The sequence below is a fragment of the Shewanella sp. genome, assembly GCF_047975355.1.
Lineage (GTDB): Bacteria > Pseudomonadota > Gammaproteobacteria > Enterobacterales > Shewanellaceae > Shewanella.
Genome location: NZ_JBKEDJ010000025.1, coordinates 115,582 through 135,465 on the forward strand (window position 1 = coordinate 115,582; position 19,884 = coordinate 135,465).

The window sequence follows — 19,884 nt, forward strand, 5'->3', positions numbered from 1 at the left end:
GATCCGCTTATATTGACAGCTAAGCGCTTAGCTTTTCTGATATAATTCGTTACTTTTGCTTTCAAAGCTGTAAGGTGTGAAAGATATAATGCGGATTTTGGTTACTGGTGGTGCTGGGTTTATCGGTTCGGCATTAGTGCGAATGCTGATTGAGAAAACGATGTGTGTCGTGATCAATGTCGATAAGTTAACCTATGCCAGTCACCCTGAGGCTTTAGCAGCTATTGCCGAGAGTGAGCGCTATCATTTCATACAGGCGGATATTTGTGATGGAGAGACATTAGAGCAAGTCTTTCAGGCTCATCAGCCCGATGTGGTAATGCATTTAGCGGCTGAAAGTCATGTTGATCGCTCGATTGAAGGACCCGCTGCATTTATCCAAACCAACATTGTGGGCACCTATACGTTGTTAGAAGCTTCGCGCCGATATTGGCAGCAATTAGCGGATACGCGAAAAGGGTTATTTAGATTTCATCATGTTTCTACCGATGAGGTTTTTGGTTCACTGACCGAAACTGGATTGTTTAGTGAAACATCTGCCTATGATCCGAGCTCTCCCTATTCGGCCAGTAAAGCCTCTGCCGATCATTTAGTTCGCGCCTGGTATCGAACCTATGGCTTACCGATAGTGATCACTAACTGTTCGAATAACTATGGTCCGTTTCAATACCCTGAAAAACTCATTCCCTTAATGGTCACCAATGCGTTGCAGGGTAAACCGTTGCCAATTTATGGCAATGGTCAACAAGTGCGGGATTGGCTGTATGTGGATGATCACGTTAAGGCGCTCTATTTAGTCGCCACTCAAGGTCAGCTTGGACAAACCTATAATATTGGTGGCTCCTGCGAGCAGTCTAATTTGGCTGTGGTGCAACAAATTTGCTTATTACTTGAGGAGTTAATACCTACTCACCCACAATCGCTTGCGATGAAAGGAGACGGTTTTGCAGCTTTAATTGAACATGTGATTGACCGCCCGGGACACGATGTTCGCTATGCGATTGATGCTAGTAAAATTCAACAGGAATTAGGCTGGAAAGCGGTAGAGTCTTTTGAATCAGGGCTTAGAAAGACTGTCGCTTGGATGATTACGCAGCAGGCACAATTAAACTAAAATGCCTCAGTGGATTGGATATTTCTAGCTTTACATCACACAATGCCGTTAAGTCCGCGATATATTCAATCTGGTATGGATTGCGCTAAATTGTTACTTAATACTAATGACTGTGTGGCCTCAATAAATACACGTATCAACTGACATTTTTTACTGCTTATCAGCGTGAAGTATTTCACTGTTGCCTCCTGTTCTTCTGCTAATTGCAGCAGATCGTAACGTTGAAGTGCCATCTTCTCTCCTTGATAAATACAGGTGATTGGTGCTAGCGGGAGCAAAAATTGTATAGACTGCTCATTTGCACTCAGGTGAGCACTGTTAGCTTTTGTTTCAATTTCAAGAGTGCCATTGCACTCGATGCGCTCAATCCTTGCAGTGTAACTAGCGCGTCTCGTCATCACATTAAAGTCTAAAATCTGTTTATCTAATAACTCGCTTTCAATTGGAATTTCGCCGCTAAAGCAAAATGGGGGATCATTTGGACCTAGGATGACGACTTCCTCTGATAGAGCTAAATTATCAGCCTTGATGTTTAGTCTTACTCCTTCACCTTCTAAGATACACAGCTGTCTATCAATGCCTAAAAATTGTGAGAAGGGGCCATCGCTCAAAATGGTGGCTATGCTTATCCTAAAATCAAAGTTGTTAAGGTCTGCAGCCTTTGGCGATATCAACAGTTGTTTAGTACTGCCGCCGCCATTTTTCCATAAACTCGATTCGCAGTCTTGATAACGGATGATCTGGATATTTGATTTCAACTTTTGTTTCTCATTAGATCATAAGGCGCAACAACGTGGCTTTAGGATGCGAGTTTCTCAAGATCTAACAGTAAACTTCTCGTAGAAAAGCGCGTTCAATGTTAAATCCCTTTCTTCTTTAAAATATAATGTTCGGCTAGTTCACCGCTTACCCTATTACCTTCCATATCTAACATAAACAGCTGGTTTTCACCGACGTGGTATTTGCTACCATCAGAGAGGGTGATTTTTGAGCCACTCTTATCCCAATCAAATTTCCCTACCACTTTGAAGATGGATTCATCTTTACCTAAATAAATACTTTTTAATTGAAAGCTATTATCCGCTTGTAGCGTGAGTGTGGTTTCAATACCTTCACAGCTTGCGCAGGGCAGTACACCTACATATTCACCTGGCCAATCGAGTGCATTTTGGCTGTTATCGCCTAGAGATATATTGGTTTGAGCAACGCCGTTCTTATTTGCGGTGTTTGCTGGCTCACCGCATGCGGTCATCATTAAGGCTAGAAGAGCGAGTGTAATCTGTGAAAGTTTCATGTTCATCTTAACCATTTGATTTATTGACTGTCGTATGATGATACCTGCCATCATAGCGTGTTCCAACCTTATTTATTCAGCGTGCTTTTATCATGGCTCATGACACCACAGAGAGTGTTTTCGATTTAGTAAGTAGGAGACTAAGTATTGACCTTGCAAACAAATAGCATCCTGCTCAAACATTTAGCCTCGTTAGTTTACAGATTGAATCTATACTGAATGGTATTACTTAAGGTTGAGTCGCCAAGTTCACTGACAAATTTTTAAGTCACTAGGCTCTAAGCGGGATACAGCAATATTATGACGCGTATGTTAGACAGAATTCTATTTGACGTAAGTCGCTCATCCATTATTGATGGTGGCGATCTCGTTGAGGCTTCGCAACTTATCGTGTCATCCGTTTGTAAAGGCTTAAAAATTAGCCGCGCCGGTATCTGGTTATGGAGTGAAGACCACCAAAGTATGCATTGCTTTTACTTGCTCGATAATAAGCTCAGGCAGGAAGCGCTGATATTAACCAGACTGGATTACCCTCATTATTTCAGTCTATTGGATAACGAGCGAGCCATAGTGGTAAATCTCGCTCAAATCGATAAAGCAACCCATGAGTTTGTTGAGGCCTACTTAGTCCCCAATAACATTAGCTCTCTGTTAGATAGCCCTATACGCCATCGAGGTAAAATGGTAGGCATTATCTGCTCTGAGCATCAAGGTGAGCCTCGTGAGTGGACACGAGATGAAAAAGCCTTTGCTTCGGCGTTGGCCGACTTATTTGGCCGATCTATGAGCGCAAAGGAGATTTTGGACTATCAGGAGCAGTTAAAAGCCATTAATGCCGATTTAGAGACGCAGGTTGAGCAACGGACTCAAGAGTTAGAGACCGTACTGGCGGATTTGCGTTCGATACAACACCATTTAGTCGAGAACGAGAAAATGGCGGCGTTAGGGAGTTTAGTCGCAGGGGTTGCGCACGAGGTCAATACGCCTCTAGGAATTGCCGTGACGTCAGTAACCCATTGTTTAGATGAAGTCTCGCTGCTGAAAACGGCTTTTGAACAAAACGATCTCGATGAAGATAAATTTTTAAGTTTTATCAATACCATGCAAGATGGTTTAGGGCTGATTGAGCGCAATCTTTCTCGAGCCGCGGAGTTAGTCCATAACTTTAAACGTACAGCTGCGGACCAATCGGTGCTTGAGTGTGAGCGATTTAATTTAAAGTCATATATTTATCAGATATTTAGTTCGTTAAGACCATTAATGCGTAAGAAAAATATCATTTTAAGTGTTGAGTTTGATGAGGATATTTTTATTGAATCTTACCCTGGCGCTATCGCGCAAATTTTTACGAATTTAGTCGCCAATAGTTTTCGCCATGGATTTCCAGAGGGCTTTACTGGGGATAAGAACATTATCATCCGAGTCGAAAAGCAAGGCTCGAATATTTGCATGCAGTATCAAGATAATGGGGTAGGGATGACTGACGAGGTTAAATTAAAAGCCTTTGAACCCTTTTTCACTACAGCACGTAAAGATGGCGGCACAGGTTTAGGTATGTCGATCATTTATAATCTGGTGACGCAAAAGCTACAGGGTATGATCATGCTGACCTCATCTCCCCATGAAGGGGTTAAGGTTGAAATACAGATCCCTGATAAATAACCTCAGTGCATCGCTTAGAGGCCACGGTGCTGCTTGTTGCAGGCCTAGTGTCATTCTGCTTTCTTGGCATTTATATGCTACAATTTCGTCCTTTACTTAGACTCACTAATCCTTGATATATCAATGAGAAAAGGCATTTTATTGGCGGGCGGAACGGGTTCACGCCTTTATCCTATGACACAGGTAGTGTGTAAGCAGTTATTGCCCATTTACGATAAGCCAATGATTTATTACCCACTTGTGACCTTAATGCAGGCGGGTATAAAAGAGATTTTAGTTATTTGCACTAGCGGTGATTTACCTCTTTTTCAGGCATTGCTTGGTGATGGTGGACGCTGGGGTATTCAGCTTGAATATGCTGTCCAGCCTTCCCCAAATGGGTTAGCCGAAGCGCTTATTATTGGCGAAGCTTTTTTGGCGGGCGATACATGTGCATTAATTCTCGGTGATAACCTGTTTTATGGGCAACAACTGAGCACAAACTTGCATCGGGCCTCTCAACTCAAGGTGGGGGCGACAGTATTTGGTTACCATGTAGCTAATCCGAATGCCTACGGCGTTGTCGAATTTGATGAAAGCGGAAAAGCGATTTCTATCGAAGAGAAACCCCGAATTGCGCGTTCTTCCTATGCTATTCCTGGATTGTATTTCTTTGATAATCGGGCCAGTGAGTGGGCTAAAAAAGTGATGCTATCGGCGCGGGGAGAGTTGGAAATCGTTGATGTGATTAACCGCTATTTGCATCTTGGTGAATTACAGGTTGAAATTATGGGACGAGGAACGGCTTGGCTAGATACGGGGACACCCGATGCGATGGCCGAAGCCACGCAATTTATTGCTGCTATTGAGAAACGTCAAGGTTTGAAGGTCAACTGCCCTGAAGAAGTTGCTTTTCAATCAGGTTGGATAGATGCAGTGCAGCTTACCGCTTTAGCTCAACCTCTGCTTAAAAGCGGTTATGGTGAGTATCTCTTAGGATTATTAAATAAGCAGGTGTTTAATGAAGTGCATTGAAACCGAGCTTGCAGAAGTACTTGTGTTTGAACCTAAGATATTTGGCGACGAGCGTGGTTTTTTTATGGAAACGTTTCGACAAGCGTACTTTGCTGATTGCTTGATAAGCCGAGGGTTTAAGGCGGTTGAATTAGTACAAGATAATTACAGTCGCTCACAACAGAACGTATTACGTGGCTTGCACTATCAATGCAAGCATCCGCAGGGGAAATTAGTCCGTGTGTGTGTTGGCAGCATTTTTGACGTTGCAGTGGATATTCGTCCGCAATCTGCAACCTATGGTAAATGGGTTGGTAGGATACTTTCTGCGGATAACCATTTGCAAATGTGGATCCCACCTGGTTTTGCCCATGGGTTTTATGTCTTGAGTGAATATGCTGATGTGATTTATCGCTGCAGTGATTATTACGCGCCAGATGATGAATATGTGCTGGCGTGGAATAGTGTTGAGTTTGCCATTGACTGGCCACTACTCGACAAGCTGCCGATTCTGTCTGTTCGGGATGCGAAGGCAACAGTGAGTGCCTAGTTTTAGGCACTCACTGCATGTGGTTTTATTTGTCGTTATGTTCAATACTCGGGCGAGTGTACCAAGGTGCACGAGCGTCCGTGACATCGAATAGGTTGTATTTACGACCTAACATCTGACCACCATCACGCGTCAATGGCATCCAAGAGAGGAATGCACGGCTGTGGGTTGACTTAATCGTCATCAGATCGAATGGAACCGAAATATAGAACCCCTTAGTAAAGCTTCCTTCGCCATACTCTTCAGATGAGAGATTAGTCTTAGTCGCAAAGGCTCCTACGATTACACCACTATTAAATTGTTTTGAGAAATCAACGGTTACCCCTTTATCTTCAGTTAAATACTGGCCAGCACTGACCCTTAGTAGGGTATTTGGGAACCAATTAGGTTGATAATAGGCGGTTGCATGACCCGTTACTGTACCTGTTTGTACTCTGTAAGCTCTATTCGTTAGCGGATCGAATTGATGCTCATCTTCGAAGAAGCCAAACATACTATCTGGATCGCGTTGCTTGACGTAGTTTACATCAAAGCCAAAAGCCCATTGGCTGTTAAGCGGTCGATAGAGGAATTCTGTACCCACACCACCATACATCATCTCTAAATAGCCACCATAGGCTTGATAGGAGATGTTTTCACTCAGATTATCCATCCAAGTCAGTTGCAGGTTATTCACCCTTACAGGATTATCATGTACATATTGACGAATTAGTGTACGTACGCGTTTTAGATCGGTTCCATCAGGTGGAACATCGTACAAAAACTTATCGTAGTTATCATAGAGGTTCAGATATATGGAGCTAGAAAATTCGAAATTATCATTAAAGCGATAACTCGCACTACCTGTTACGCCAATATTGAACATATAGAATCCTTCTGAGCCGCCAAAGGATTGCACCATAGTTGGAGAAATATCAAAGCCGAAATTATCTAACCAATCTTTGTCTGTTTCTGTGACTAATTTACCCTGTGGTGATGTTGGCACACTTACCACACTGGTGTCGGCCATTTTTGCATTGATATAGCCATAACTTGCCACTTGAGCAAATTTATGGCTATCAATGCGTGTTTCTGTTACCGGTTGATGATAGTGGGTTTCTATCAGGCGATATTCTTTTATAGTTGCTGTGTCTGTATTGTTGGCGAGAATCGTTGCCGCTCTCCGATGCGCTTCGTTCCTGTCGCGGAATTTGCTTTGTTCACCCACCACAGTAACTGTGTCATGGTCGAGGTAAATTTGGGCGTTGTAGTAACCAGCAATGGACTGTAAATCTTGGGCGACCTTATTCCAGTCAACATTGTGGGTCGTGTCTTTGTTGGTTGATATAGGCTCAACTGGTGTTTGTTTTTCAGATAAAGCAGTAACTTCTACCTTCGAAACCTTACTAGTTGCATCAGAATTTTGAGTTACTTCTGTTGTTGCATTTGTTAATGGCGCCGCTGGAAGGGGTTTATACTTGGCCGCTTCAGGGTCGCGTTTAATTTGGGTTAGCGTATTAAAGTTGGTTTGTAGGCTAAAGCCTAGTGTCCAAGTATTACCACGCTCATAACTTAAATGCAGATCGCCCCAGTCCCCAAAACGATAGAGCATACCATAATTAAATTTACTGTCTTGTGGCATGGAGACTCCACCACGAACGACAGGGAAGTCGGATTGATAGTCGTTGCCATCGTATTCAACTTTTAAACGCAGAGGTTCCCAAGGTGTTTGATACTCAATCCCACCAAAGAGCGCGGCACAGCCTTTAAACCAACGTTGATAATCAACAGTGCCGCCAGAGCCTCCATAGGAAGTATCTCTATCACAGTTGTAATTGAGATCTTTTTTATCTGAAGTGAGATTTCCGCTATTCCCTATATAACCCCAACCAATACCTAAGGTGAAGTCGAGTGGGCCTACGCGCTTCGTTGCTGCAATAAACTCACCATCAAATAACCCTGTTCCACCAAAATCGCGTACGCCGAAGGAGGTTTCGGGTAACCAATCGGTTTCTTCGAGTAGGCGAACTTTAAAATCAATCCCTTTATCCGTGTATTTAGTACTTCCGCTAAAGCTTGGATCATCGCTGTAGAGTAAGTCTTGTACTTGGGTGTAGCGGATTGTTGTTTCAAACCAAGGAAATAACTGTACTGATGCAGTAAAATGCTGATATTCGTCGTTATAGCTGGTGGCAAAATTAAATTCACCTTCGGGAGCCATGCGTCCCGTAGGCATTTGCATTAAACCTACGCCACCAAAATCTGATTGTGAAGGTAAGAGTGTGGGATAGGAAAATTCATCGGCGCTAACGTGTAATAAAGGTAGTAGAGCTAAAGATAGCGCAGATAAACGCCCGAACGTATGCAAAGTGGGGGTCGACTTTTTCATTACAGAGCCTGATTTTTGAGTAATTCGATAATGTTGTTGTTTAATGTGGAATAATCATCAAAAAGGCTTGAAAACTCAACGAAGAGTATTGCACCAGGTGCGATATCTTGAGCCTGATGATTCCAATAGGCAATAGGTTGTCGAATAGCATTACCATCAGGTTGAATTATCCATACAAAACTATTTTCAGCGTTTTCCAATAAACCAGCTTGCTTCAGATAGTCTTTACTGCTTTTACGAGATTGCCACACTTGTTCACCCGTTTGTGCCACGGATCCAACCACTGTGACTGTTGTCGGACGAGGGGGTAACACTAATAAAAATTGCCCATCAATGCTGGGATTATAGGCGTCTGTAATACGAATTAAATCGAGATCTAACGGCTGATTAACCCTTTGTCCGAGTTTAATATTTCTGAGAAACTGCGCAAATTTGGAAAGCTTCGCAATATACTGGCTGTTATCCACTTGCTGTCCAATATTTGCCAATTGCTGCAATACATGCTGACGAGTGGCTTCTAGTTCGGCGGTGTTTTGTAGATCTAGCAATGCAGCACCTAACCAGTAAATCGGTATAGCTTCGTTTCTTGTTGTCTTATTATAAAGTGGCAGTTGGGTTAAACCATCTTGCACTGCTTGTCCAACACGAATTGTTGCAGGATAGGTTATCTGCATCTGCGGTTCTTTAGAAGCTGATGTGCTGACGTAGAGTTGTGTATTGGCTTGGACTGTAGGCAAAAATAATGTACTCAGCAGTAGAGCTAAAGAAGGAGTATAGGATTTCATTATGGCTCCACTAAGCTGCAAAAGGCTTTAGCAAGGTAATATCAATAAATGGCAGATTGGGCGCAATCTTCTGACGACTCTTAAGAACGGTACCATTTTCTGGGTCTAGCCAAAATTCATTTTGGTATTTAATGTTGAGTGCTTCCACAGAGACATTTTCACTAAAATGTAGAGCTTGAGTGGGGAGGCCGTTGATTAGAATCTTTTCGTCGGCAATCAATTTAAATTCAGATGTTGCTTTATAGCCATAATGATAACCGGGTTGCCAGTCTAGCGTACGAATCCAAGTTTTTGGGGTATTGCTTAAATGCAAACCTAGTAGCAAAGGGTCTGGCTCATCACTTTCGACTGCACTTAAATTACCAGCGAGTAGATTGTGGGTTTTGACTAAGCGACCATTGACAGTGACTAACATCCCTTTATCTGCAGATAACCATTTAAGTTCAAGAGCATCGGGATTTTGCTTGGTAGGGGATAGAGTCACTTTGGGTTCTGCAAACGCTAATACTACAAATGCTTGGGGTGTATCTTCTATTTTTACATAGACACTAGCATAGGGGTTAGCTTTTACTTGTTCAGCACTGAGAGTGATATCATCATCACCGATAAAGGCGAGCTTAATCGTATCGTTTAGCGCACTAATTCGTTGGCTACAGCCAGAAACACCTATAAGAAAGGCTGAGAGCGATATTAGCGAAAATAATCTTGTGTATATACGCATCCGGATTGCTTATTTTAAATAATAATTGGTTGTCAATGTAAAGGCATGTGGAGGGGATTTCAAGTCATCAAGAGTTGACCTTTACTTTTAAATGCCTGAAAAAAAACAACCGCCATGTGGCGGTTGTTTAAATATCCGGTTAATGGCTTAGTTACCAGTACCAGTGGTAGTGTTAGTACCAGTGCTGGTGACTGGGTTACCGTCAGAACCGTTAGATGCTACTACGATACCAGTAATAGCCGCTGCACCTGCTACACCACCAGCAACTAGAGTACCAGTTGCGCCACCAGTAGTTGCGCCACCAGTAGTTGTGCCACCAGTAGTTGGGTTAGCATTTGCAGCAACTGAGCCTAACATTGAAATAGCAGCAATAAGTGCTAATGAAGTTTTTTTCATCGTGATTCCCTTTTAGAAAAAATTAACCTAATTTTTAGCTAATCTAGTACAGCATGATAGGCGATTCAACTTAAATGATCAATGTTAAATCTGTTTCGCCATTCAAACTTTAGACTGATTTGCTGCCGATTCGCCTTCAAATAATCCTTAATTTAGAATGGGTTTGCCACATTCACGTTGGATCACTGAGGCGACACTTATTTTATACCACGTCGAGGTTGGTGCTTCAAATCGATTTATTTGACCGTTTGTAACAAGCCCTAGGCAATAAATACCTCAAGCTAGATTAAAAAACGCTTTTAGTTCGTCCATTTGAGCCATGCCATCTTTATAGCCCAATTCAATCAATGCACTTGTGTATGACTTCTCAAACAAGAGATAGGACACAATACTCGAGTCTGACTGCCTGTCGATACCGATAAAACCTAGTAAGGTCTTGATCGCCCAAGGCATATCATCGTAGAAACGGGCGGCGATTTTACTTAAGTCTTCACTGGGTTTTATCACTAGGGTTTTTATCGGATGTAATGACAGTTGAGCGCGGCTCTCTTCGGGGATCAACGACAGCGTATGGTTAATCCGCTCTAGGCGCTCAAGATCGCTATTTAAGGTATCAGAAAATATTGTATCCAGCAGATGACCGGCAATGGTTGCCGTCTTGGGATGATATTCTAACTCCATAGGGAAATGCTTATGGGGACTGTCTAGGTTTATCACCAGCAGTTTATTGGCGCCTAAATGGATTGGACTTGAAAGCGGTGCCAGCTGGTGGACGGAGCCGTCACCATAGTAGGCTTGGTTAAGCTTAATTGAAGGGAACACCATGGGAATCGCCGAGCTTGCCAACAAATGTTCGGTATTTAACATTCGCCGCTCACCGCTGCGTCTTGCGCGGGTCCAGTTTTCAATATCCCGCGCCGCTTGAAAAAACGTCACCGAGCGTGAGTTGTTATAGCAGGAGGTATCAACACTGAGTGCCGTTAATGCACCGTTGCGGATATTGCGATCAATTCTTTTAAAATCAATGAGTTCATTGAGTAAGTGTCGTAAAGGTTCGTTATCGAGTAGGCTGCCAGCATCCGTATTGACCTTATCATCCTGTAGACCTTTAAGTGCCATTTTCGCCAAATGGCTTAACACGCCGGGAATGGAGGCGCGATATACTTTTCTGGTTTCAAAATGGCGCCAAACCCATTCGAGTTTTCTAACCCCTAAGTGGAAACAGGAGGCATGGGTGGCGATGGAAGTGCCATTAATTGCACCTGCAGATGTGCCACAAATGATTTTAAAGGGTACGCCATGGTTGCGGGGATAGAGTTGGACCAGTGCTTTTAGCACTCCCACTTGATAGGCTGCACGGGCGCCACCGCCTCCGAGAACTAATGCTGTTGATGTTGGCAATCTTATGACTCAACGATTTGTTATTATGATTTTATTAAAGCAATGCCTACTCTAAAAAAGCAAGTCTGAGCAGTTATCTTAATGACATATCTTTAGTTTTTGGTGTGAGGTTGAGCTGAGGAGAGAGCAAATCTGTTATTAGGGTGGAAAATAAAAAACGCACTTAAGTCTGACTTAAGTGCGTTTGCATTTATACGCGTGAACCCTATTTAAGTATTCGCTCAAACCGGCGGATTCAGCGCGGTAAACTTTTGTTTAAGGCTGCAGATTCTTTAAGAAATCGACGATTTGGTCGAATGGTACGTCTTGCTTCTCACCGGTGCGGCGGTTTTTGTATTCAAATACACCGGCGTCGATATTGCGATCGCCAATCACCACAGTATGTGGAATACCAATCAGTTCCATATCGGCGAACATTACGCCTGGACGCTCTTTACGGTCATCCAGTAGCACATCGATACCCGCAGCACTTAAATCTTTGTATAACTGCTCGGCGATATCAGTCACGCGGTGCGACTTGTGCATATTCATTGGCAGAATGCCCACACTGAATGGCGCAATGGCTTCTGGCCATACAATGCCACGGTCATCAAAGTTTTGCTCAATGGCCGCTGCTACGATACGGCTCACGCCAACACCGTAGCACCCCATCAGCAACACTTGTGATTTACCGTTCTCATCGAGAACCGTCGCATTCATCGATTTAGAATAGTTAGTACCGAGTTGGAAGATATGACCCACTTCGATACCACGAGCCATAGCATAAGTCCCTAAACCATCCGGTGTTGGCTCGCCTTCAACCACGTTACGGATATCGGCAGCTTGTGCCAGTGGCAGATCGCGCTCCCAGTTGATGCCAAAGTAGTGTTTGTCATCTTGGTTAGCGCCAGCGGCGAAGTCGCTCATCACGCTAACACTGTGGTCGATGATGATAGGCATATTCAGGCCGACAGGGCCTAATGAGCCAGGACCAGCGCCAATGGCGTCACGGATCAGGGCTTCTGGGGCAAATTCTAATGGTGATGCCACTAAATCTAGCTTGTCTGCCTTGATTTCGTTCAGCTCGTGGTCGCCACGTACAATCAGCGCTACCAGCGGTGCTTCTTCCGTCGCACCCTTAACAATCAAGGTTTTCACTGTCTTAGTGATATCTAAACCGAATTGTTCAACTAACTCGGCAATGGTTTTCGCATCTGGCGTATCGACTAAACGTAACGCTTCAGTTGCCGAGCCACGCGCTTCGGTTGGCATTGGTGATTCGGCTTTCTCGATGTTAGCGGCATAGTCGCTGCCAGTAGAGTAGGCGATTAAGTCTTCACCGCTTTGCGCCAATACGTGGAACTCGTGTGACATGCTGCCACCGATAGAACCTGTGTCCGCTAAAACTGGGCGGAAGGCCAAGCCCATGCGTGAAAGAATGTTGCTATAGGCTTGATACATGGCCTCATAGGTTTCATTCATGGTATCTACGTCCAGATGGAAAGAATACGCATCTTTCATTAGGAACTCGCGCGAACGCATCACGCCAAAGCGTGGGCGCACTTCGTCACGGAATTTGGTCTGGATTTGGTAAAGATTCAGCGGTAATTGCTTGTAAGAGCTGACTTCTTTACGGATTAAGTCGGTGATTACTTCTTCGTGGGTTGGCCCCAGAACGAAGTCACGGTTATGGCGGTCTTTAAAACGCAGCAGTTCAGGACCAAATTTGTCCCAACGACCAGTTTCTACCCATAAATCAGCCGGTTGCACCATAGGCATTAGGATTTCAATCGCGCCCGCTTTGTTCATTTCTTCACGAACAATGGCTTCGACTTTACGCAATACACGCAGGCCCGTGGGCAGATAGCTGTATAGACCTGAAGCGTTACGGCGGATCATACCCGCACGTAGCATTAATTGATGGCTGATGACTTCTGCATTCGCAGGTGTTTCTTTTTGAGTAGAAAGTAGGTATTTGCTAACGCGCATTACCGATGTCCAAATTTGAGTTGAATGGGCGCCATTTTATCACCTGCTTCGATGATGTCACCTATGGATTGAGGTTAAATTCAATCAACTGGAGACAAATGGCCGTTTTCATTTTACAAAGTGTGCCGCGTTGCCACAGAGGACGCAGCATGTGGATAAAGCTGAGTGAGTTATTTATCCCGCCTATCGCCAATCACCCGTGCGGGGTTGCCCGCGACGATGGCCCAATCGGGAACATCTTTAGTGACAATACTGCCCATGCCAATTACCGCATGGTCGCCAATGGTGACACCATCGACTATCCCTGCCTGTGCGCCAATCCACACATCTTTACCTATCACGACTCCTTTAGAATGGGAGGCTTGTTGATAAATGGGCGTATCTGGCACCATGCCATGATTAAACGCATAAATGGTCACATGGTTGGCAATGCGAGTTTGGGAGCCTATGTGAATGCCCACTCGTCCGCCATCAAAGGAGCAGCCGTGATTGATGGCAACTTCATTACCGAGCGTGATAGGGCCGTGCAAAAAGCATTCAGCGGCAATCATGCAGCGATTACCGATTGTGATATCGCGATTGGGCTCGGCAAATAACTGCGCCTCGGGCGCAATAAAACAGTTTTCGCCAATGGTCACGGTTTCGAGGGCGCAAAGGTTGGCTTGCACTTCATCCTGCCAGGGTTTGGCCCAAACTAAGTGTTTTTCTTTGAGTGAAAAATACAACCAGGGCATCCAAGACAGACGCTTTTTATGCTGGCTCTGATAATCAGGCAAGGCCGTTGTGATTGGCGTCTGCATTTAGCCACATTTCCCCGGTTTGAGTTCTAAAACCTGAATGTATTCCTGTTCATCCTCATCGACCGCCATCCGCCAAAAGATATCTAAATCATACAAAGCGACTTGATATAACTTGGGGTCATCCTTGGCTTTTTTATAGGCCGGGCGGGGGTCTTGCCCCAGCACGCCGTGGATGAGTATGGCTAGATCAGTATAGGCGTCCTGCTTGCTGTAAGTGTCAATCTGGATTGTGGCGAGTTCTGAAAACACGACGCGGATAAGTTTTGGTGCTTCTTGCGCGATACCGCCGACGGCACCTTCAATCGAATCCGAGAACGGAATATAGGGCTTAATATCGATTATGGGCGTGCCATCGACAAGATCCATGCCCGAAATCTCTAGGCATACTTTGCCTTTACGTTGCACCACCCCGTGGAGTTTGACCACGGATTGGCCTATGCCATTCGGGCGAAAGGTCGAGCGAGTCGCGAATACGCCGAGTTTTTCATTGCCGCCTAAACGGGGCGGGCGTACGGTCGTTTTCCACCCTTGGGCGAGATTCTCATGGAAACAAAACAACAACCAAAGGTGGGAATATTGCTCGATACCACGCACGGCATCGAGATGATTGACATGGGGCTCCAGCTCAACATAACCGCGTGCCTCCACCAAACCGGGCTGCCGTGGAATGCCAAATTTTTGTTTATAGGGAGTACGGCAAGTGGCGACAGCGGTAATCTGGTTGGTAAATGTCATGCAAAAAATACCTAAAGGAAGGGCAACAACCCAAACTCAGATGGCCTAGGTTGTTAAGTACATCAATATTGGCGTGCAGTATACACGCTTTGAACTAGTCGGCAGAGGCCATTTTGATGGCTTGGCCAACGCAGAGGGCGCGGCTAACACAGCCTTGGGCCGCTTCTTCCATCATCACGCATTGTTTGATGATGATGCCATTGGCGCCTTTATCGGCCGCTGCGCGGCGGGCTTCGGTTCGGGCTTCACTTAAGGAAGCGGGCACCGCATTCACATCGGCTTGACAAGATTCACCCTGTACCAAACCTTTTAATTCGTAATGGCCTTTAGGCAAACTATCGCCCTCAAACAGCGTGACATCTCCAGCCTTGAAGTAGTCATTAATCGCCTCGCTATCCAAATTGCTGTTAAAACTGTAATCGCTGGCACAGGCGCTAAGCAGTAGCACTAATGCACTTGAGAGGATGATTTTCATGGTTTGACCTGAGATTAAGGGTAAATAGGCGCAGTCCAACGGACTGCGCGGTATCGAGCGATTTATCTGAGCAAATTCTAGCGCTTAAGATACTTTTGATAAAGCTGCTGGTGGCGATTATTCAGATCTATTTGCCGTCCTTCAATCCAGATCGCATCAATTTTGTTGCTCATGGGGTCTAGGATATCCCCATTACTCAGCACAACACTGCCCTGAAAGCCCACAGCGATGGCGCCTAAATCGGCAATCCCCAGCAGTTTTGCTGCATCTAAAGTCACCGATTTTAATGCTTGCTCGGGCGTCACGCCGTAAGCAGCACTGTAGCCTGCGGCATAGGGAAGGTTACGACTATTCCAATCCGATGAAAACCCTAGGGCATAGGGAATGCCTGCACTTGCTAGCAACGAAGGGATTTTAAAGGGTAAATCCACTGGTTCATCTTTACGTTTGGGCAGACTCAGAGTGTGCGGGTAAATCACACTGGCGTTCACTTCCCTTAGGCTTGAAGCCAATCGCCATGCATCATAACCACCGACAATCACCAATTTAAATTGATATTTTTTAGTCAGGGCAATGACTTGCTCAATTTGGCTGACGCTGTCCGCATGGGCAAATAGCGTGGCCTTACCTTGGTACAGGGGCAACATGGCCTGCCAACGTAAATTGGCTGTCTTGGCTGAATCCTTTGCCTTATGGCTTAAAAAGTAGCGATAGCCATCCTCAAAGGCTGTGGTCAGTGTATCTATTGCTTGCTGATTTTTCTCAATCGCCTTGGCTTTTTCCTTTTCATCCTCTGGGATACGCTTGATTTGCGGCCAGTAAACATGGAATTGGCCTTCGCTTGGTTGCAGGGCGTCCTCAATCGTCCAAGCATCGAGGTCTACGACCACAGATTGGCCCGCGAGTCCGTCGCCACTGGGGACGATTTGTGCGTGGGTGATGCCATTGTAGCGAATGGTCGGCAATAGTTCGGAATCTGGGTTGTAAGCCGTCGCAGCGCTAATTTGCGGATTAAAATCACCGACTTCTGCATTATCTACGGTTGGGCGCACCATCTCGATTTCCACTAAACCAAGACTGGTATCGAGTGCGATAAGGCCGGGGTATAAGTGTTTGCCCGTGGCATCGATGACCTGCGCTTGGCCATTAGCGCCATTGGTGCTTAGCTGTTGCCCGATGGCGCTAATTTTACCTTGCTCAATCAACACATCGGTATTGTTCAATGTCCCTTGGCTGACGGTATGCACAGTGGCGTTTTTAATCAACACGCTCTGGGTTTGTTTGGCCGCAGGGACGAGATTGTGTGCCTGGGCTGACAGCGTGATAGCCAGTGTCGACAGCAGCAAGCTAGTGGGTAAGTGCTTCATTATTTTGCTCCCTGATGATGTAGGCCCCAAGCCTGATAATGGGTATCGCAGTGCCATTGTGGTTCCTTAAGTGGAGTGACTTTCTCACCCGCCTTGGCGTTATCATCACTAGTGAGAATTTTTTGGATAAGGGCGGCGCGCTCTGCGACAACCTGCTGCTGGGCAAGCTGGTCTTGATCGCGATCGAAGTAGCGTTTGCCCTCGACCCAAGCCTGCGTCACTTTGGCGTAAATCGATAGCGGCTCGGCGTTCCAAAGCACGATATCGGCCATCTTGCCTGGGGTGAGTGAGCCTACATACTCATCGACTCTGAGCTGTTTCGCCGGGTTGATGGTCACCATATTCCAGGCATCTTCTTTAGACATATCGCAATACATCATTGACTTGGCCGCTTCTTGGTTGAGTCTGCGCTGCATTTCGTAGTCGTCGGAGTTGATGCTGGTAAGTACGCCCTGTTTTTGCATCAGGCAGGCGTTTTGTGGAATCGCATCATAGACTTCGAACTTATAGGCCCACCAATCGGCAAAGGTCGAGGCGCCTGCGCCATGGGCGGCTAGTTCACTGGCCACCTTGTAACCTTCCAGTACGTGGGTAAAGGTTTGCACTTTAAAGTGATAGGCTTCGGCTAATCGCAGGAACATTAAGATTTCTGACTGCACATAGGAGTGAATATGTACATCGCGCTGTTGCTTTAATACTTCGGCCACCGCTTGCAGACGGTAACTTGGGCGCGGCGCAATGGTTTTCTTCTGCTCACTGCTGCGTAAATCATCATAGTCTTTCAGTGCATTCTCATAGGCGATTGCGGCATCGAAGGTTTCTTCGAATAAGGCTTTCACGCCCATGCGAGTTTGTGGGAAGCGCTGAACAAACTTCTCGCCCCAGTTACTCTGTTTGACGTTTTCGCCAAGGGCGAATTTGATACTGGCGGGGGCATTGGCAAATTTAAGCTGCTCGGCACTTTCACCCCATTTCATCTTGATTAACTGGGATTGACCACCAATCGGGTTAGCACTGCCATGGAGTAATTGCGCACTGGTTACACCGCCCGCGAGGGCGTGATAGATAGAAATATCTTCAGGATTGATCACATCGCCAATCCGCACTTCAGAGGTGACTGCGTCTGTACCTTCATTAGTGCCGCCATTGATCGCAATATGGGAATGCTCATCGACGATACCCGCAGTTAAGTGTTTACCCGTTGCATCGAGAACTTGATAACCTGAAGGCGTACTGAGTTGCTGACCGATTTTTTCAATTCGGCCATTGGCCATTAACAGATCGGCATGTTCCAATATGCCTTGTTTATCTGAGGTCCACAGGGTGGCATTTTTAATGTGGAGTTTCTCGGCTTTTGGCGCCTCACTCAAACCATAGGCGACGTTAGGGTAGGTGAGTTGACTCACTAAGGTTGGCGCGGCATCGGTTTTGGGCGTGTCGGTTGGCTTTGTATTTGGACTCGAAGCGATAGCAATGCCAGCCACATTAGTGCTGCGACTTTGGGCGTCCACCATGCGGCCTTGAATACCATCTTTGGCGAGCCAGAGAATAAAACGGCTAATGCCATGAATACCTGCATCGCTTAAATCGGCGTTAAAGCTCACGCGGCCATCGTCTTCAAGCTGAAGATTGGTGAGTGGAATACTCTTCTCGCCACTGCTCAGCTGACCTTGGAAGGCGGTTTTGCCTGCTTTGCCAGTATCTTCAAGGCTCAAATCTAAGGTTAAATTATTCAGCGTGAGCTGATAGTCACCCAAGAGTTTGGCCTGTGGGAGTGAGCGGATGGATTGTTCTTCCCCCTGCAGCCAGACACTGTAAATTTGTCCATCCTTAAAGATATTGCCCTTTGTAATCACAAAGTCGGCCATATAGCCGGGGGCAAGTTTACCGGCGAACTCTGCAGTACCTGCAATCTCGGCGGCTTGAGTCGTCAGCGCGGCGAGGGCATTGTCCTCACTCAGCCCGTGCGCGATGGCTTGACGTAGGCGAGGCCAAAACGCTTCTGTTTTAATGCCAAATTGGGTAAAGGCAAAGGGGATTCCTGCATTAGCCACTGCAGCTGGGTTTGTCGGCGCGCGCTCCCACTGTCTGAGTTCTGCAAGGGAAACTTCACGGTCGGCATCATCTGTACCCACATCGGGTGCCTGCGGATAATTGAGCGGCAGGATCAGAGGATAATTCAGGGCCTTTAATTCATTGAGCCGGGCGTATTCCTGACCACTTGCGAGTAAGTTTGCGGGCTGCTTGTGTTCTTTAAGCAGGTTAGCGGCGCGCAGCAAATCGTTAAGGTTTTTTGTTTCAAAGACGATTTGCTTCTCGGCTAAGTTATCTAAGCGTTCGAAGGCGATATTAAATTCAATTTGAGCATTTACTGAACTATTAACCGATTTGTGCTTATTTTGGTTATACCAGTTAGCATCGGCAAAGGTTTGCCTGATAAGTGCAATACTGCCCATGAGGGAATTGGGATAATCTTGTTCAGATGTGCCTTTATCGAAGGCCATAAAAGGTTGGCTGCGTGCGCGATAAATCACCTCATTGGCGGTTTTATCGGCTAATGAAAGACTCACGCCTGTGCCACGGAAAATACCGTCGAGTTTACTGCTTTGTACGCTGGTAAAGCCGTTATTGATCCAATCTCGTGCGCGTTCTTTATTCGGATAAACGTAATTAAACCATTCTTTTTCAGCGTGAATTGCACCATTTTCCGCATTACCGCCAATACGCTTAATATCATATACCGGACGAGTCAGCCCCAATTTAGGATATTCAAACTCGATACCATAATCGGTAAAGGGATCTATAAAACCGGGATAGATAGTATAACCACTGAGGTCAACCCTTAATGCCGCCTCCGGGATATCACCTTTTTCAATAATGGCTTTGATCCGATTGTTTTCTACTAATAAAGTGGCATTTTTGAGTCGCTTCCCTGGCGCCATGATTAATTCAGCATTGGTAAAGGCTGTTAACTTATTGACGGGGGAAATAGGATTGGCCTCGGCAAAAATGTTGTGGGAAACCAAACTACTTATAATGCCGCAGCTTATTATTATCTTATTGTTTATCTGCATTTTTTATTCACTTAGACGGAGGGGGAATAAAGAGTAACCTAAAGCAGATGTAAATACTAAAGCTGAATTGTAACGCAATTTAAGCATTTGCTTGAATGCAATGGCGGGGGCATTCAGGCATAAAAAAGCTCGCAGGGCGCGAGCTTTTTTATGTTACTCAATGGTGGTAATAGCAAACGGC

At 45.5% G+C, this 19,884-nt stretch carries 17 protein-coding genes; 4 read left to right on the forward strand and 13 right to left on the reverse strand.

Features of this window, described 5'->3' with window-relative positions; genetic code table 11:
- Nucleotides 1-88: 88 nt before the first annotated feature.
- Nucleotides 89-1,114 carry a dTDP-glucose 4,6-dehydratase gene (gene rfbB / locus ACK5NH_RS08970; RefSeq protein ID WP_416919345.1) on the forward strand — a complete coding sequence of 342 codons (1,026 nt, stop codon included), beginning with the start codon at nt 89-91 and terminating at the stop codon, nt 1,112-1,114.
- Nucleotides 1,115-1,179: 65 nt separating this feature from the next.
- On the opposite strand, the gene ACK5NH_RS08975 is transcribed toward rfbB, so the two are convergent.
- Together ACK5NH_RS08975 and ACK5NH_RS08980 are read right to left on the reverse strand one after the other, a co-directional pair.
- The gene (locus ACK5NH_RS08975) at nt 1,180-1,872 is read right to left on the reverse strand and encodes a HutD family protein (RefSeq protein ID WP_416919347.1); all 693 of its coding nucleotides are present in this window, start codon (nt 1,870-1,872) and stop codon (nt 1,180-1,182) included.
- Between the two features lie 101 nt (nt 1,873-1,973).
- Nucleotides 1,974-2,462 carry a copper resistance protein NlpE gene (locus ACK5NH_RS08980; RefSeq protein ID WP_416919349.1) on the reverse strand — a complete coding sequence of 163 codons (489 nt, stop codon included), beginning with the start codon at nt 2,460-2,462 and terminating at the stop codon, nt 1,974-1,976.
- 246 nt (nt 2,463-2,708) lie between these two features.
- Here ACK5NH_RS08980 and ACK5NH_RS08985 point away from each other — a divergent pair, with 246 nt between their 5' ends.
- The 3 genes from ACK5NH_RS08985 (at nt 2,709) to rfbC (ending at nt 5,613) form a co-directional block, all read left to right on the forward strand.
- Nucleotides 2,709-4,070 carry a sensor histidine kinase gene (locus tag ACK5NH_RS08985; RefSeq protein ID WP_416919351.1) on the forward strand — a complete coding sequence of 454 codons (1,362 nt, stop codon included), beginning with the start codon at nt 2,709-2,711 and terminating at the stop codon, nt 4,068-4,070.
- Between the two features lie 123 nt (nt 4,071-4,193).
- Entirely contained in the window at nt 4,194-5,084 is an 891-nt protein-coding gene (gene rfbA / locus ACK5NH_RS08990; protein WP_416919353.1) for a glucose-1-phosphate thymidylyltransferase RfbA, read from the forward strand.
- Nucleotides 5,071-5,613: a dTDP-4-dehydrorhamnose 3,5-epimerase gene (gene rfbC / locus ACK5NH_RS08995; protein WP_416919355.1), complete on the forward strand. Its 543-nt coding sequence runs from the start codon at nt 5,071-5,073 to the stop codon at nt 5,611-5,613. The genes rfbA and rfbC overlap by 14 nt, the downstream gene beginning before the upstream one ends.
- Nucleotides 5,614-5,638: 25 nt before the next feature.
- On the opposite strand, the gene ACK5NH_RS09000 is transcribed toward rfbC, so the two are convergent.
- The 11 genes from ACK5NH_RS09000 to ACK5NH_RS09050 all read right to left on the reverse strand — a co-directional run bounded on the left by ACK5NH_RS09000 (nt 5,639) and on the right by ACK5NH_RS09050 (nt 19,703).
- Nucleotides 5,639-7,981 carry a YjbH domain-containing protein gene (locus ACK5NH_RS09000; protein ID WP_416919357.1) on the reverse strand — a complete coding sequence of 781 codons (2,343 nt, stop codon included), beginning with the start codon at nt 7,979-7,981 and terminating at the stop codon, nt 5,639-5,641.
- The gene (locus ACK5NH_RS09005; protein WP_416919359.1) at nt 7,981-8,766 is read right to left on the reverse strand and encodes a capsule biosynthesis GfcC family protein; all 786 of its coding nucleotides are present in this window, start codon (nt 8,764-8,766) and stop codon (nt 7,981-7,983) included. Before ACK5NH_RS09005 ends, ACK5NH_RS09000 begins: the two co-directional genes overlap by 1 nt.
- 10 nt (nt 8,767-8,776) lie before the next feature.
- Nucleotides 8,777-9,487, reverse strand: a complete 711-nt coding sequence (locus ACK5NH_RS09010; RefSeq protein ID WP_416919361.1) for a YjbF family lipoprotein — start codon at nt 9,485-9,487, stop codon at nt 8,777-8,779.
- 147 nt (nt 9,488-9,634) lie between these two features.
- On the reverse strand, nt 9,635-9,883 hold the full coding sequence (locus tag ACK5NH_RS09015; protein ID WP_416919363.1) for a hypothetical protein: 249 nt from the start codon (nt 9,881-9,883) through the stop codon (nt 9,635-9,637).
- 276 nt (nt 9,884-10,159) lie between these two features.
- Nucleotides 10,160-11,284: a patatin-like phospholipase family protein gene (locus tag ACK5NH_RS09020; protein WP_416919365.1), complete on the reverse strand. Its 1,125-nt coding sequence runs from the start codon at nt 11,282-11,284 to the stop codon at nt 10,160-10,162.
- Between the two features lie 255 nt (nt 11,285-11,539).
- Nucleotides 11,540-13,252 carry a proline--tRNA ligase gene (locus ACK5NH_RS09025; protein ID WP_416919367.1) on the reverse strand — a complete coding sequence of 571 codons (1,713 nt, stop codon included), beginning with the start codon at nt 13,250-13,252 and terminating at the stop codon, nt 11,540-11,542.
- Between the two features lie 170 nt (nt 13,253-13,422).
- Nucleotides 13,423-14,052: an acyltransferase gene (locus ACK5NH_RS09030; protein WP_416919369.1), complete on the reverse strand. Its 630-nt coding sequence runs from the start codon at nt 14,050-14,052 to the stop codon at nt 13,423-13,425.
- Nucleotides 14,053-14,787: a tRNA (N6-threonylcarbamoyladenosine(37)-N6)-methyltransferase TrmO gene (tsaA, locus tag ACK5NH_RS09035; RefSeq protein ID WP_416919371.1), complete on the reverse strand. Its 735-nt coding sequence runs from the start codon at nt 14,785-14,787 to the stop codon at nt 14,053-14,055.
- Between the two features lie 94 nt (nt 14,788-14,881).
- Nucleotides 14,882-15,262 carry an Rcs stress response system protein RcsF gene (gene rcsF, locus ACK5NH_RS09040; protein WP_416919373.1) on the reverse strand — a complete coding sequence of 127 codons (381 nt, stop codon included), beginning with the start codon at nt 15,260-15,262 and terminating at the stop codon, nt 14,882-14,884.
- Between the two features lie 77 nt (nt 15,263-15,339).
- Nucleotides 15,340-16,629 carry an amidohydrolase gene (locus ACK5NH_RS09045; protein ID WP_416919375.1) on the reverse strand — a complete coding sequence of 430 codons (1,290 nt, stop codon included), beginning with the start codon at nt 16,627-16,629 and terminating at the stop codon, nt 15,340-15,342.
- Nucleotides 16,629-19,703: an amidohydrolase family protein gene (locus ACK5NH_RS09050; protein WP_416919377.1), complete on the reverse strand. Its 3,075-nt coding sequence runs from the start codon at nt 19,701-19,703 to the stop codon at nt 16,629-16,631. The genes ACK5NH_RS09045 and ACK5NH_RS09050 overlap by 1 nt, the downstream gene beginning before the upstream one ends.
- Between the last annotated feature and the right edge of the window lie 181 nt (nt 19,704-19,884).

Coding starts and splice junctions, on each gene's coding strand:
- rfbB (WP_416919345.1), top strand. CDS start 89: ATGCGGATTTTGGTTACTGGTGGTGCTGGGTTTATCGGTTCGGCATTA.
- ACK5NH_RS08980 (WP_416919349.1), bottom strand. CDS start 2,462: ATGATGGCAGGTATCATCATACGACAGTCAATAAATCAAATGGTTAAG.
- ACK5NH_RS08985 (WP_416919351.1), top strand. CDS start 2,709: ATGACGCGTATGTTAGACAGAATTCTATTTGACGTAAGTCGCTCATCC.
- rfbA (WP_416919353.1), top strand. CDS start 4,194: ATGAGAAAAGGCATTTTATTGGCGGGCGGAACGGGTTCACGCCTTTAT.
- rfbC (WP_416919355.1), top strand. CDS start 5,071: ATGAAGTGCATTGAAACCGAGCTTGCAGAAGTACTTGTGTTTGAACCT.
- ACK5NH_RS09000 (WP_416919357.1), bottom strand. CDS start 7,981: ATGAAAAAGTCGACCCCCACTTTGCATACGTTCGGGCGTTTATCTGCG.
- ACK5NH_RS09005 (WP_416919359.1), bottom strand. CDS start 8,766: ATGAAATCCTATACTCCTTCTTTAGCTCTACTGCTGAGTACATTATTT.
- ACK5NH_RS09010 (WP_416919361.1), bottom strand. CDS start 9,487: ATGCGTATATACACAAGATTATTTTCGCTAATATCGCTCTCAGCCTTT.
- ACK5NH_RS09015 (WP_416919363.1), bottom strand. CDS start 9,883: ATGAAAAAAACTTCATTAGCACTTATTGCTGCTATTTCAATGTTAGGC.
- ACK5NH_RS09025 (WP_416919367.1), bottom strand. CDS start 13,252: ATGCGCGTTAGCAAATACCTACTTTCTACTCAAAAAGAAACACCTGCG.
- ACK5NH_RS09030 (WP_416919369.1), bottom strand. CDS start 14,052: ATGCAGACGCCAATCACAACGGCCTTGCCTGATTATCAGAGCCAGCAT.
- tsaA (WP_416919371.1), bottom strand. CDS start 14,787: ATGACATTTACCAACCAGATTACCGCTGTCGCCACTTGCCGTACTCCC.
- rcsF (WP_416919373.1), bottom strand. CDS start 15,262: ATGAAAATCATCCTCTCAAGTGCATTAGTGCTACTGCTTAGCGCCTGT.
- ACK5NH_RS09045 (WP_416919375.1), bottom strand. CDS start 16,629: ATGAAGCACTTACCCACTAGCTTGCTGCTGTCGACACTGGCTATCACG.
- ACK5NH_RS09050 (WP_416919377.1), bottom strand. CDS start 19,703: ATGCAGATAAACAATAAGATAATAATAAGCTGCGGCATTATAAGTAGT.